The organism is Aliiglaciecola sp. SL4, from assembly GCF_041538045.1.
In the GTDB taxonomy this organism is placed as follows: Bacteria; Pseudomonadota; Gammaproteobacteria; order Enterobacterales; family Alteromonadaceae; genus Aliiglaciecola.
The window spans coordinates 1-14,168 of record NZ_JBGOSE010000012.1 but is presented as its reverse complement, the minus strand read 5'-3'; the positions used below and the strand labels follow the sequence as shown (position 1 = coordinate 14,168).

The following is a 14,168-nucleotide window of genomic DNA, read 5'->3' as shown; positions in this document are numbered from 1 at the left end:
AATGAATCAATATCCAATGACAGCAAAAGGCGCAGAAATGTTGCGCGAAGAGCTTAATGAACTTAAATCTGTTAAGCGTCCTCAAATCATTCAATCCATAGCAGAGGCTAGGGAACATGGTGATTTAAAAGAAAATGCCGAATATCACGCGGCTCGTGAACAGCAAAGTTTTTGTGAAGGCCGTATTCAGGATATAGAAGGCAAATTATCTAATGCGCAGATTATTGATGTAACTAAGATAACCAATAACGGAAAAGTTATTTTTGGTGCCACAGTAACCATTATAAATGTTGAATCAGACGAAGAAACAACTTACAAAATTGTAGGTGATGATGAGTCAGACATTAAAAATAACCTAATTTCGGTGAATTCACCTATTGCACGTGGATTAATTGGTAAAGAGGAAGATGACATTGTGACCATTCAGACACCCGCTGGCACAGTGGAATATGAAGTGTCTCAAGTGGAATATATTTAACGTCAATAATAATCTAAAGTTACGCTAACTGAGGTGTAACTTAGATTGAATAAAAGGTGTTTTGGCTGGGCGTTAGTCAAGCCAAAATCCTTAAATCTGTCATTACAATCCACTTTAATCACACTACTTTCTACTTTTAGTCTTTTCTCGCCACAACCATCCCAAAGCAATCAAGCTCAAAATCCATAATGGTAGGTCACCCCATTGGCGATAAGGCGTGTAGCCTGAGGTACTGGCTAATTCAGCGGATAAAACGCCTGCCTGAAATTGCGGTAATTGATTGATAATTTTGCCATCATAACCGATGAAGGCTGTAATCCCATTGTTGGTAGCCCGAAGAACCGGAAGGCCAAATTCTTTGGCTCGCACTTGGGCTATTTCTAAATGTTGATCAGGGCCATGGGAGTGGCCAAACCAAGCATCATTACTAACCGTTATAATAAAGTCGGTTTCTGGGGTTAGATTTGCTGAAATTTGTCTGGGGAATGCTATTTCAAAACAAATTGCGGGCGCTAAATTTATACCATTTGAAATCAGATTAGCTTGTAAATAGTCGCCTCTGGTAAAGGACGACATGGGCAAATCAAAAATTGGCGCTAATTTTCTAAGCCAACTTTCAAATGGAATGAATTCACCAAATGGCAATAAATGATGTTTGTCATAGCGGTTTGAGTGCAAATAATGATATTGCCCTTGAGTATCTGCAGAATCTTTTTTGCCTAACGCAATGAGGTTATTAAAGGCTTGTCTAGAGTCATAATCATAATTGACAATACCCGTAATTAAACCTGAGTCATTGCTGGCAGCTTGCATATCCAAGTCATATAAAAATGACTCTGCTGTTGATTCTAATCGCGGAATGGCAGCCTCAGGCCATATAATAAGCTGATTTTGCCAATGACTTTCCGTCAATTTACGGTACTTTTCCATGGTGGGAGCCTCTTCTTCTGGCGCCCAACGCATTTCTTGTTTAATGTTGCCTTGTACCATCGCAATAGAGACTGTGTTTGGTTTTGGGCTAACCCAATTAACTGAATTAAGTGCCCAGCCGCCGATTAATAAGATACTCCCCAAAGCTATTGAAGGTAGATAAGCTTTTTGTTTAATACTAAGAGCGATAGAGGCGCATAACGCGACCATTAAAACACTCACTCCAGTTTCACCGATAACCGGCATCCAGCCTGAAAGGGGACCAGAAAGTTGACTATAACCAATAGATAACCATGGAAACCCAGTAAATAACCAACTTCGAATGAACTCGATTAAAAACCAAATGAAAGGGGCGGCTAACGGCCAGTAGCGAGGTTGACAATATTTTTTGAGAATAAAAGCAAACAAAGCAGGGTATAGGGCCAAAAAACTGCAAAGCAAAATCATTAGCCCTAAGGAGCCTACTAAGGGAAGGCCACCAAAGTCTGCAATACTGACATGAACCCAGGAAATTCCCGCTCCAAACCAACCTAAACCAAATGCAAAGGCGGTTTTAAATCCGGATTTAGTTAACAGTAATCGATAAAAGAATCCTGCCAATAAAACCGGTGTTAAAAACCAAAGTGAAAAAGGTGCATAAGCAAATGTGAGTAAAGCACCTAATAAAATAACACCAATATAATGCAGCATAGCTTTCGTAAACTTAGTCTTCTTTGTTTGGCAAGGTCACTTTTAGTTGTAACAAGCGGCGTTTATCGGAGTTAGTAATTTTAAATACTAGGCCATCAATTTCTATCTCGTCTTCGGTCATCGGCATATGGCCAAAGGCTTTCAAAACGATTCCACCAATAGTATCTGCTTGCTCTACATCATAGTGAGTTTCAAAAAATTGATTGAAATCTTCAATGGGTGTAAGGGCTTTAACTGAGTAGGTGTAAGTATTTAAAGGGCGAATATCATCAGAATCATTTTCTTCGATATCATGCTCGTCTTCTATTTCACCAACAATCAATTCGAGTATATCTTCAATGGTAACTAAACCTGAAACTCCACCGTATTCATCTACCACAATGGCCATGTGATAGCGTTCTTGACGGAATTCTTTGAGCAATACATCCACCCGCTTACTTTCTGGCACAATGACAGCAGGTCTTAATACGTCTTTTAAATGGAATTCTTTCCCGGGAATGAATGCATACGCCAGTAAATCTTTGGCTAGTAAAATGCCTTCAATATGATCTTTGTCTTCGTTTATGACTGGAAAACGCGAGTGGGCAGATTCAAGCATGACGGGAAGAAATTCTTCCACTGATTCGTCAACGTTGATAGTCATCATTTGCGCCCGAGGGATCATAATATCCCTAACGCGCATCTCGTTTACACCCATTACACCTTCAATCATCTCTCTGGTTTGAGGGTCGATCACTTCTCGTTGTTCAGCATCGGAAATAATATCCACCAATGCTTCTTTACTTTTCGGTTCTGCGTTAAAAGTTTGTACTATTTTATCTAGCCAGCTTTTATTCGTAGAACCGCTAGTAGAGTGGGGGTTGTCTTCGCTCATAATATCTTTTTTAGGTTCCTTGGATCACTATATTTAATGATCTTGATAGGGGTCGTCAATGCCTAATTTTGCTAAAATTTGCACTTCTAGACCTTCCATTATTTGTGCATCATTTTCATTTTCATGGTCAAACCCAAGTAAATGGAGGCTTCCATGGACAATCATATGTGCCCAATGATCAAATAATTGTTTATTTTGTTGCTTAGCTTCTTTTTCGACAATGTCTGCACAAACCACTAAATCTCCCAATAAACTAAGTTCTATTTCAGCAGGGGCTTCAAACGGAAAAGATAAAATATTAGTAGGTTTATCTTTTTCTCGATAGGTTGCATTCAAGTTTTGGCTTTCTTCGGGAGAAACAACTCTAATGGTTAACTCTGTATCTTCAGTTTGTTGATCAGCTAGGGCGCTCTGTAGCCAAAGTTCAAACTGATCCTTAGATGGTAAGTTGTTATTTTCACAAGCAATTTGGATATCCAAGTCAATATTCACTTGATAGATTTCTCGTTGTCGCCTTTTGCGTTTTGTTCTGCTTGTTTTTGTAACTTAGCTTTCTCTTGTGCAGACTCAAACTCTTCGTATGCCCGAACGATGCGAGCTACCACAGGGTGTCGAACTACATCATTAGCCGTGAAGAAGTTGAAAGAAATATCTTGAACATCTTTCAATACATCTATGGTATGACGCAATCCAGAACGAACCCCTCTGGGTAAGTCTATTTGAGTAATATCGCCAGTTATCACCGCACGTGAATTAAAACCAATCCGGGTTAAAAACATTTTCATTTGTTCGACAGTGGTATTTTGACTTTCATCTAAGATGATAAAAGCATCATTCAATGTACGTCCACGCATATAAGCTAATGGCGCCACTTCGATGACGTTGCGTTCGATTAGTTTTTCAACTTTTTCAAAACCTAGCATTTCAAAAAGGGCGTCGTACAGGGGACGCAGGTAAGGGTCTACTTTTTGCGATAAGTCACCTGGTAGAAATCCGAGCTTCTCACCGGCTTCTACTGCTGGGCGAGTTAACAGGATGCGGCGTATTTCTTGGCGTTCCAAAGCATCTACAGCACACGCCACAGCTAAATAGGTTTTCCCCGTTCCTGCAGGACCAACGCCGAAACTGATGTCATGATTCAAAATATTCGACACGTATTGGCTTTGATTAGGGTTTCTGGGTTTGATAACGCCCCTACGGGTTTTGATATGTACTTCTTTGCCGTAATGCCCAGCTTCAGCTTTTTCAAGACATTTGGCTTCTTGAATGGCCAAGTGAACTTGGTCAGACTCTAAAATCGGTACCTTTCCTTTGACTGGTTGGGTTTCGATATACAGTAATTTCAACAGTTGTGCTGCGCCGTTACTTTGTGAAGGGTCACCAAGTACTTTAAATTCATTATTTCGATAGGTAATTTCCACCCCTAAACGACGTTCTATTTGCTTTATGTTGTCGTCTAATGGTCCACATAAGCTCGATAACCGTTTGTTATCCGCGGGTTCTAAAAATACTTCGCTACTGACAATAGTACTCAAAATTAAAATTTACCTTTTTTTATCTAATTTAATGTTGGTGAAAACGTCTGAACGCCCAACGCGTTTTCTTGTGCCGTTTGTTTTGACAATATGGTTTTAGGGGCAACACTGACTCTTAAGCCCATATCTTTTTCACGTCTGACAACGTCACCTCGCAATGAGTTCGCGAATACATCTGTAATTTTCACGTCGATAAACTCACCAATCATATCAGGCGTGCCCTCAAAGTTAACAACCCGATTATTTTCTGTACGTCCAGACAGCTCCATTGGATTTTTCTTAGAAGGCCCTTCAACTAAAATACGTTGCTCTGTGTTCAGCATATTTCTGGCAATTCGTAAGGCTTGCTGGTTAATTCTGCTTTGCAAAATTTGTAGTCGTTGTTTTTTAGTTTCTTCACTGACATCATCGGGTAGGTCGGCCGCAGGTGTACCGGGGCGTGCGCTGTATATGAAGCTAAAACTCATATCAAAGTCAATTGCTTGAATTAAATCCATTGTCGCCTGAAAATCGTCATCAGTTTCTCCAGGGAAGCCAATAATGAAGTCAGAAGACATACAAAGATCAGGACGAATCTTTTTGAGCCGACGAATTTTAGATTTAAACTCGATTGCGGTATGGCCACGTTTCATCAAGTTTAGAATACGATCTGCGCCACTTTGTACCGGAAGGTGGAGATGATCAACTAACTCAGGAATGGAAGCGTACGCTTCAATGAGGTCATCTGTAAATTCAACCGGATGTGAAGTTGTGTAGCGAATTCTGTCGATACCATCTATGGAAGCGATTAACTCAAGTAATTCAGCAAAATTACAAATACTTTCATCAAAGTGAGGGCCTCTAAATGCATTTACATTTTGACCTAATAAATTAACTTCGCGGACACCTTGCTCTGCAAGTTGTGCCACTTCGAGTAAAACGTCATCTACCGGACGACTGACTTCTTCACCTCTAGTGTAAGGCACTACACAGAAGCTACAGTATTTTGAACATCCTTCCATTATCGATACGAAAGCGCTAGGACCATCGGCTCGAGGTTCCGGTAAACGATCAAATTTTTCGATTTCAGGGAAACTAACGTCGATTACAGATTTGCTGCCACCTTGTATCTGATTGATCATCTCTGGTAATCGATGCAAGGTTTGTGGGCCAAATATTAGGTCTACAAAAGGTGCACGTTGTCTTATAGTTGTACCTTCTTGCGAGGCAACACAACCACCGACACCAATAATCAATTCTGGCTTATCTTTTTTTAAGTTTTTCCAGCGCCCTAATTGATGAAATACTTTTTCCTGGGCTTTTTCGCGAATAGAGCACGTGTTCAACAAAATAACATCTGCATTTTCAGCTTCGTCAGCAAGCTCATAACCATGAGTAGAATCAAGTAGATCGGCCATTTTTTCCGAATCATACTCATTCATTTGGCAGCCCCACGTTTTAATGTATAACTTTTTGCTCATATTGCGTTTTAAACCCTAATATTTATATGTCATGTAAACGTCATTATTGACAGTCTATGGGAGACAAACTTCTTTTAAACTAGCCTTAACCGAACCGCTTATTTTAACGTTAATTGTGGATAGGATCTAGCTTTCATCTATTATTTAACTGCCAGAGATTCTCAGTACCTAAATTTTTCAATAATTCACTGAATAAACGCTCTGTAATTCAGTATGATATAGCTATTAATAGTAATTCAGCGTGATGTGAATATATGTTTGATGTAGGTATAGTTGGGGGAGGAATGGTGGGAGCTGCTACCGCTGTGGGGCTTGCACAACAAGGTCTTGATGTGGTCGTGTTTGAAGCCAAATTACCCTTTGACTATGCTCCAGAGCAACCACCGGATATGCGGGTATCGGCTATTAACCTTAATGCTCAAACCTTATTAAACTCCTTGGGGGCTTGGCAAGATATTGAATCCAAGCGTCTTTGTCCATTTAACAAAATGCTGGTTTGGGAGAGTGACAAAGGGTCGACACAATTTGATTGCAATGAAATCAATCAACAACAGCTGGGGTTCATTGTTGAAAACCGATTGATTCAGTTGGCCCTATTAAATCGGATTAAAGTGTTGCCAAACATTACCTTAGTTAGTGGCGCAAACATTAAAGATATTCACATGGGGGCGCCAAATATTATTCGCACCGAGGATAATGCATCCTATGAGTGTAAAATTCTTGTAGGCGCTGATGGCGGGAACTCCCAGGTTAGACGTTGTTTGAATATTGGTCAGCAAGGTTGGCAATATAAGCAACAGGCAATGGGGATCAACATAAAATTGGCGGATGCAAAACAGCGAGATATAACTTGGCAACAATTTAGGTCTTCAGGTCCATTAGCATTTTTACCCTTGTATGACGGCTTTGCTTCGTTGGTATGGTACGACTCGGCAACCAAAATTGCAGAGTTAAAACGCTTAAATATGAGCAATTTGAAAACTCAAATTATTGCTAATTTTCCCCATAAACTGGGTGATTTTGAAATATTGCAAAGCGCAAGTTTTCCCCTAACACGTATGCATGCAAATCAATATTGTAAAGGTAACTCTGTGTTAATCGGTGATGCAGCCCACACAATTAATCCTTTAGCGGGACAAGGGGTAAACTTAGGGTTTCGTGATGTGTCTGCACTTTTAGAATGCTTGAGTGATTGGGATAAGCGTGAAATCTCTGTCCATCATTTATTGAAACAATATGAAAATAAACGGAGATCATCAAATCTATTGATGATGTCTACCATGGATGCAATATACGCGGTGTTCAGCAATGATAATTTGCCTTTAAAGTTGTTCAGAAATGCTGGGTTAAATTTGGCGGATAGGGCAGGGCCTATTAAAAAGCAAGTCATGAAGGTAGCATTAGGATTGGCCTAAAGTAGCGCCAATCCTAATGGGAGAGGCTTATTTCCCCCATATTCCTTTTTCGGTTTCACCTTGAATATCACAGTCTCCATTGACGTATTCTGGTTCTTGACCTCTTTTACGTTTTTCAAAGTAATCTTGACTAATTGCCACTATTGTAGGCGTCATCATTACTATGGCAATAATATTGATAAAGGTCATCAACCCTAACGCCATATCGGCCATTGCCCAAACTTTAGGTAGTGAAGCCATTGACCCCCAAAAAATCATCAATAGATAACCCGCGGTGTACACCCATCGTCCCACTTTGTTGTCTAGCTTGAACATATGCAAATTACTTTCGCCGTAAGCGTAATTTGCAACAACAGAGGTAAATGCAAATAAACTAATGGCTGCAGCAACAAAGTCACCACCAAATTCACCTAAGTGGCTACCCATTGCGTCTTGTGTTAAGCGTATGCCTTCCATTTGCTCACTACTTGATCCTCCAGCTAATAATATGACAACTGCAGTGCAAGTACATAGGATCATGGTATCTATAAAGACTCCAAGCATCTGCACATAGCCTTGAGAAACAGGATGGTTTGGATTAGGCGAAGCGCCCGCTGCTGCGTGAGGCACACTTCCTGAGCCCGCCTCATTGGAATAAAGTCCTCGTTGGATACCGTTTTTAATTGCTGCTCCTAAAGCACCAGCAGCAGCTTCGTTCAAACCAAAGGCTGAGGAAATAATATCCGCAAGCATTGCAGGCACAAGATCAAAATTAGCGATGGTAATACCTAGGGTTACCAGAACATAGGTAATGGCCATAAAGGGCACTATCCATTCAGCAAATCTTGCAATAGCACGAAGGCCGCCAACCACAATCATTCCCGCCATCAGGATTATGATTAGACCAGAATAATGGGTTGGTATTTCGTATGCGTGGTTTAAGGCATCGGTAATGGTGTTAGCTTGTACGGCACTAAAAATAAACCCATAACCTAAAAATAGAAACAACGAAAATAGCACGGCTAACCAACGCTTATTCAAACCTTGTTGAATATAGTAAGCAGGACCACCTCGGAACTCACCGTTAATATCTCTTACTTTATAAAGTTGACCTAAAACGCTCTCTGCAAATCCTGTTGCCATGCCAAGTAAAGCAATCATCCACATCCAAAATATAGAACCAGAGCCGCCTAATGAGATAGCTACTGCGACACCTGCTAAATTTCCCGTTCCAACACGGGCAGATAAACTGGTACACAGTGCCTGAAATGAACTTATGCCGGAAGCATCACTTTTGGTACTGTTTTTCATGATGCTAAACATGTGCCCGAAGTGCCGAAATTGTAAAAATCCCAACCTTATAGTGAACCATATACCAGCACATACCAACATGAGCGCAAGTATTGGAACGTAAAAGCTAGATTGATTTCCTTCGGTTTCCCATAAAACACTTAACCCTCTGTTCCATAGTAAATCGTTTATGAAACTTACAATATCGTTTATCACTATGATCCTTAACCATTTATAATTTTTATTTGGTTTAGTTTGAAGTGATCCTGTACTTAAGTAAAGGGTTGCAGAGGGAAGGGAGAGAATTTGCTAGAAATAAAAAAGCCCAAGATATAATCTTGGGCTTAAATATGGCTGGGGTAGCTGGATTTGAACCAACGAATGGCGGGATCAAAACCCGCTGCCTTACCGCTTGGCTATACCCCAAATGGCAGTAAGTGCAAATGCACTTACTACGCAAAAGATGGCTGGGGTAGCTGGATTTGAACCAACGAATGGCGGGATCAAAACCCGCTGCCTTACCGCTTGGCTATACCCCAACAAAGATGGTGCGGAAGGAGAGACTTGAACTCTCACGCCGTGAAGCACTGGAACCTAAATCCAGCGTGTCTACCAATTCCACCACTTCCGCACATGCTTGTCCTAAAACAAGACTTGGTGGCTACGGCGGGACTCGAACCTGCGACCCCATCATTATGAGTGATGTGCTCTAACCAGCTGAGCTACGTAGCCATCTATCTTTGGGTACTCCTCTCTGGAGTGGCGCGTATTATGCTGATTAGGTTTGGGGTCGTCAACACTTTTTTTAACGGAATTGTTTGTTTGTTCGATATCTAACCAAGCTAACTTAAAAAATAAACAAAACGATATCTATTTATACAAAATCATCCGTTGTTTTAGCAAATATGAATGATTGCTTTGCTTTAAAAAGCTAAGGGAAGTGTCATTAGTTAAAACTATTTTTAGTCTATTAAGCGGGATATAGCCTAATTACGTTATTTATTAGGGCTAAAATCCCACTATTACTAGTTTTGGGCACTAAGTTATAAACTGTAATAACTTGGTGTACTGTGTTTTATTTTCATGCTGAGGTCCCGACAATAAGACAACAATGTATTTTAGGCAGTGCTGCTCAACAACATGGCGAGTAGAACAGCAAATTTTATTAATATTTCAAATCTCAGGTTAGACGATTGAAGTTTTAAACGAACTTATTGATATAACTTCTTAGTTGAGCATTGAATAGGCTTATGTAGCTTACTCAACATTTCTTAACTCGAGTTTAGTATAGGAGTATTTGACTAGATTTGATTTTACGTATAAAGAGAGATGTTAAAAGTTGGTTTTACGTTAAGCGTGAAGGTTCCTGTAATTATGGTTTTAAAATAAAGCGTGTTATAGAACCCAAAATGCTATTTATTACTTAGAGGATAATATTACGGCCACATTAGTGTTGGGCTCTATTTTCCCTTGTTCAAGTCGCTTTTTATTAAATCCTAGAAAAATAAAAAAGCCCGCATTTGCGGGCTTTTGAATTAACTAACTCTTAACCCATACAAAGATAGGTTAATTCTAACGAATTATTGAGCTTCTACATCAAGAACTGTTAGCGCATTTTCGTCACCGTTTTCATCTTTATATATGACACCACCAACGTAGTTTTCACCACTTTGCAGTCCATACATACCGACATAAACCCGGCTAGAACGACCTTCAATAGCTCTCGAAGAAGCTACGACGGTCAATTTGCTTTTACCAGACTCATCAACAGTCCAGACATGTAGTGGAGCTAAAACACTGTCAGCGCCGCTTAATGAGTAGCCGTGTACAAATACTACGTAAATGTCACTACCCCCCAAATTAGCTAACGGCTCAGGGTCAATTAAGACAACTGATTCATCAGATGTTGCCGTTAAACTAGAACCAACTTCTGAACAGCTAAAGCTAGGACAAGCGTATACGTAAAGATCCAAGTCGACACCTTCTATACTTTGATCTTCGTCATAAAGCGCGAATTTAGCGATGCGCGTACCTTCAGGTACGTCTACAAAGTAAAACCCTAACCCAGCTTCGTTGAAAGCGAATTCTTGGTCAGCATCCTGAGCAACATTACTATAAAATACATCTGCAGTATCAAGGCCGATTCCTTGAACGAACAATCTACCATTATAACCAATTTCCGTTGACAAGGTTACTCGAGCAACAGAGCTTGTCGTAGTCATGTTCACTGTTTCAGGAGCAATAACTCTAAGTGGAGCAGTCGGTTTTATGGCTATTGGACTACGTACTTCGTGACTTCCATCACTCCATGTAATATCACCAAATACCCACTCATCGATTACAGCGCTATCTTTTTTAGCGAAGGTAACTTGATAGATACCTAAACCATCATCGTTAAAGCTCATGGTGTCGGAGTCAACAATTGTTTCTGTGGAAAAATCGTAAACACTTACGGTTACATCAACACCTTCAGGTGCATCAACTGTAGCAACATAACTGTCAGAGTCGCTCACATTAGTCACGTATCGTGTAATGGTTTGCGTGTCAGCAAGTTGTTCAATTGCAATAGAAGGCAGGTTGAGATCACTCGCATCAGTTGGATAACCAGCACTTTCAAAGGCATCACAGGGATAACCTGAAGTTGTTTCTGTAAACGCTGCTTCGCCTTGACCACATAGGAATGCCCAGTAATCAAACTCATTAGCGTCATAGACTAAACCAGGATCAACGGCGTAGTTAGGATCGACATGACCAGCACCATAGTCAAATGGGTCAGCGGCAGTCAAACCGTCTTCTTTTGTAAGGTTCTGTCTAGCTGTGGTCATTATTGCAGATTTAACCGCAGCAGGACTCCAAGTTGGATGAGCCTCTCTAATTAAAGTAGCTAAGCCAGCAATGTGTGGTGAAGACATAGAAGTACCGCTAAGGTAAGCATAGCTTTCTCCCATTGTACCACTATCAATTTGTGAACCAGATGTACCTGCTAGGATACTTTGACCAGGCGCTGTAATATCAGGTTTGATAATATCGGCAGTGGCTAAACTTTCTCCTCGTGAAGAGAACCCAGCAATTTGATTACCTATTTCAGTCGCCGTACCGCCTGAAATCGTATCGTATGTCATATTCACACTGACAGTGACTTCATCAACCAAACCAGCTAATTCAAGTCCTTTTTCATTGGTAATCATAACGCCAGGAATAGTTATTCCAGTTGCATCTCCACCCATCGCGATAGGAGAACGGTCATCAGAGTATACGACAACACCGGTCGCGCCAGCATTTTGAGCATTAAGTATTTTAATACTGAAATTACAAGTACCGCGAGCTATTAACGCAATGTTTCCTGCTACTTCTTCAGGGTTAGTTAAACCATCATCACAGGCTAGTGCTGGAGTTGCAGCAACAAGCTGACCAGATAAACCTGTTTCTGGCACTGCTGCTGTAATTGAACCGTGAACCGAGTATAGGTCTTCTGCTAAGTCTTCATAACTAACTTCTAATGTATTTCCAATTAATGCAGTTTCACCATCGTAGGTGGAGGCTGCAACTGTGGTTACCCAAGGTACATTATGGGCGACAGTTTGTGCGCCTGGACCAGAGTTACCAGCAGAAAGTGAACTAAATACCCCTCCCTGTGCTGCATTGAAAAAGGCAACATGAACGGGATCAACTAGTGCCGTTGAGCTACCACTGATTGAAAAGTTAATTACGTCTACTCCATCCTCTACAGCTGCATCTATTGCAGCAACCGAGTCTGTAGTCGCGCACCCGCTATTGCCTTCCGCACTACCATTCCAGCACACTTTATAGGCTGCGACACGAGCTCGAGGAGCCATACCTGTAACAGTACCTATGTCAACACCCAATATAGACGCTGTAACATTTTCGTTTCCGCCCGCTGTAGTCAATGTGTGAGTACCGTGACCGTCAGCATCCCTAGGAGAATCAAACTCTCCAGGTAAGATTGATTCGGGAGCGAAACCTGAATTAAAATAACGCGCTCCAATCAGTTTATTATTACAACTAAATAGTGGGTCGGTACCTACATCACAAGCATCTTCAGCTGCTGGCCATTCAGGTCTTGTTTCTTGGATAGGTGCATAACCTTCATCATCTAAGCTAGGGTTTTCAGGCCATACACCTGAATCGACCACCCCAATGATCATATCTTCACCTTTATTACCTAAAGTATGAAGACCATTAGGAGCCGTTAAACCTATAAAGCTAGGTGTATTTGACGTATCCATGTGTCTAACTTCATCTGGCCAAATATTCAAAACTTCTGGATTACTTTTTAATTTTGCAATTTGAGCTTCCGATAAGACTGCTGCGAAACCGTTAAATGCATGCTCATAGGTATAGACTGCTTCCGTTACACCAACACTACTCATTACTTGTTTTTGTTTATTAACTAGTTGTTGGCGATATGCAATTGCTGCAACTGAATTTGCATCGTATTTAGCAGTACTTAAAATCCCGTCTGCTTTAGATGGCAACGTAGCTGATTTAACGCCATTAATTGCGGGTTGGTCTTTTAATTGGACAATGTACCTTGAAGTGGTTTTTAAATTATGGGTGGTAGAACCATCTAAGGTGAGTAAACTGCGGTCTGAATTTGATAATGCCAAAGCACTATGCACAGACATCGCCAAAAAGCACCCTGTTCCGAGCACTGTTAGCTGTTTGCGTAACATAGAATCTTCCTTTATTGTTTTATAATTATGAGCAGTTTGTTACTGCCTACGTATAGAAACGCTTTCCAAACTTCTTCGGTTTGGTAACTTGACCAAGATGGCCAAATCTAATCTTTACACCATCAAAACGTCTTTTATTTTTGATGTGGTCGTAAATTAGACCTAGTATTCAAGCAAGAAACATTCCCCCTATATAGCGTACTGATATATATAATAATTTTTTTTGAGCGCCAATGATTTAATCATAAGTTGTTAAAAATACTGACATAAATTTGATTGATTGCTATACGATTTGTTTATTCATTGACTGTGAGTCACTTCAATTATTAGTGTTGAATTTAAAACACTCTGTAAGAATTAGCTGTTGTTATTTTATGATATTTAAAATGTAAGGCCGTTCAAAGTCGCCTTCATAAATAAGCAAGTAACACTTACATTAATAAGTCATAATAAGACTACTAATTACCTTAGAGAATGCCTAGGGTGATATTAACTCCCTAAATAACCTCCAAAAACAGGTTAATTGATGCAAAAAACAGCAAACAAACGGTTTTTTCAATTTATTTTAAATTAGCCCTTGATCTTCCGATTATGCTCTGTAAAATGCGCGCCTCGCTTCGGGACAAACTTTAAAGAATGTTTCTTCTTAAAACCCTTTAAAGGTGTTTTTCGAACAAGCCGAAAGGCAAGTGTAGAGCGGGATGGAGACAATTTAGCGATTTGAAATAAATTCAAAAAAACTAAATAAAATTGTTGACATCAAATATCGGAAGTGTAGAATACGCCTCCCGCTTGAGAGAGACCTAACGGACTCACTCAGCAG

The 14,168-nt window shown here is 40.3% G+C and carries 9 protein-coding genes and 4 tRNA genes; 2 read left to right on the top strand and 11 right to left on the bottom strand.

Features of this window, described 5'->3' with window-relative positions; translation table 11 throughout:
* Nucleotide 1 precedes the first annotated feature (1 nt).
* The gene (gene greA / locus AB6T38_RS15395) at nucleotides 2-478 is read left to right on the top strand and encodes a transcription elongation factor GreA (protein ID WP_348493249.1); all 477 of its coding nucleotides are present in this window, start codon (nucleotides 2-4) and stop codon (nucleotides 476-478) included.
* A gap of 123 nt (nucleotides 479-601) precedes the next feature.
* On the opposite strand, the gene lnt is transcribed toward greA, so the two are convergent.
* Genes lnt through miaB form a run of 5 tightly spaced genes read right to left on the bottom strand, consistent with a single transcriptional unit; the run spans nucleotide 602 to nucleotide 5,967 of the window.
* A complete protein-coding gene (gene lnt / locus AB6T38_RS15390; protein ID WP_372548146.1) occupies nucleotides 602-2,098 on the bottom strand; it encodes an apolipoprotein N-acyltransferase in 1,497 nt (498 codons plus the stop codon).
* A gap of 13 nt (nucleotides 2,099-2,111) precedes the next feature.
* Nucleotides 2,112-2,972, bottom strand: a complete 861-nt coding sequence (corC, locus tag AB6T38_RS15385) for a CNNM family magnesium/cobalt transport protein CorC (RefSeq protein ID WP_372548145.1) — start codon at nucleotides 2,970-2,972, stop codon at nucleotides 2,112-2,114.
* Nucleotides 2,973-3,005: 33 nt separating this feature from the next.
* Nucleotides 3,006-3,464 (bottom strand): rRNA maturation RNase YbeY, encoded by a 459-nt coding sequence (gene ybeY, locus AB6T38_RS15380; protein WP_372548144.1) that lies wholly within the window; start codon nucleotides 3,462-3,464, stop codon nucleotides 3,006-3,008.
* Nucleotides 3,461-4,507 (bottom strand): PhoH family protein, encoded by a 1,047-nt coding sequence (locus AB6T38_RS15375; RefSeq protein WP_372548143.1) that lies wholly within the window; start codon nucleotides 4,505-4,507, stop codon nucleotides 3,461-3,463. The genes ybeY and AB6T38_RS15375 overlap by 4 nt, the downstream gene beginning before the upstream one ends.
* A gap of 23 nt (nucleotides 4,508-4,530) precedes the next feature.
* Complete coding sequence (miaB, locus tag AB6T38_RS15370; protein ID WP_372548142.1) at nucleotides 4,531-5,967, bottom strand: tRNA (N6-isopentenyl adenosine(37)-C2)-methylthiotransferase MiaB; 1,437 nt, start codon at nucleotides 5,965-5,967, stop codon at nucleotides 4,531-4,533.
* A 254-nt stretch (nucleotides 5,968-6,221) separates the two neighbouring features.
* Between miaB and AB6T38_RS15365 the strand changes: the two genes are divergently transcribed.
* Nucleotides 6,222-7,382 (top strand): FAD-dependent oxidoreductase, encoded by a 1,161-nt coding sequence (locus AB6T38_RS15365; RefSeq protein WP_372548141.1) that lies wholly within the window; start codon nucleotides 6,222-6,224, stop codon nucleotides 7,380-7,382.
* Between the two features lie 27 nt (nucleotides 7,383-7,409).
* Here the strand turns inward: AB6T38_RS15365 and AB6T38_RS15360 are convergent, their stop codons facing one another.
* From AB6T38_RS15360 to AB6T38_RS15335, 6 genes are all read right to left on the bottom strand, one after another.
* Nucleotides 7,410-8,867, bottom strand: coding sequence for an alanine/glycine:cation symporter family protein (locus AB6T38_RS15360; protein WP_372548140.1), 1,458 nt, complete (start codon nucleotides 8,865-8,867; stop codon nucleotides 7,410-7,412).
* A gap of 135 nt (nucleotides 8,868-9,002) precedes the next feature.
* Nucleotides 9,003-9,077, bottom strand: a tRNA-Gln gene (locus AB6T38_RS15355).
* A gap of 38 nt (nucleotides 9,078-9,115) precedes the next feature.
* A tRNA-Gln gene (locus tag AB6T38_RS15350) sits at nucleotides 9,116-9,190 on the bottom strand.
* A gap of 7 nt (nucleotides 9,191-9,197) precedes the next feature.
* A tRNA-Leu gene (locus tag AB6T38_RS15345) sits at nucleotides 9,198-9,282 on the bottom strand.
* 24 nt (nucleotides 9,283-9,306) lie between these two features.
* A tRNA-Met gene (locus tag AB6T38_RS15340) sits at nucleotides 9,307-9,383 on the bottom strand.
* Between the two features lie 848 nt (nucleotides 9,384-10,231).
* On the bottom strand, nucleotides 10,232-13,345 hold the full coding sequence (locus AB6T38_RS15335; RefSeq protein ID WP_372548139.1) for a S8 family serine peptidase: 3,114 nt from the start codon (nucleotides 13,343-13,345) through the stop codon (nucleotides 10,232-10,234).
* Between the last annotated feature and the right edge of the window lie 823 nt (nucleotides 13,346-14,168).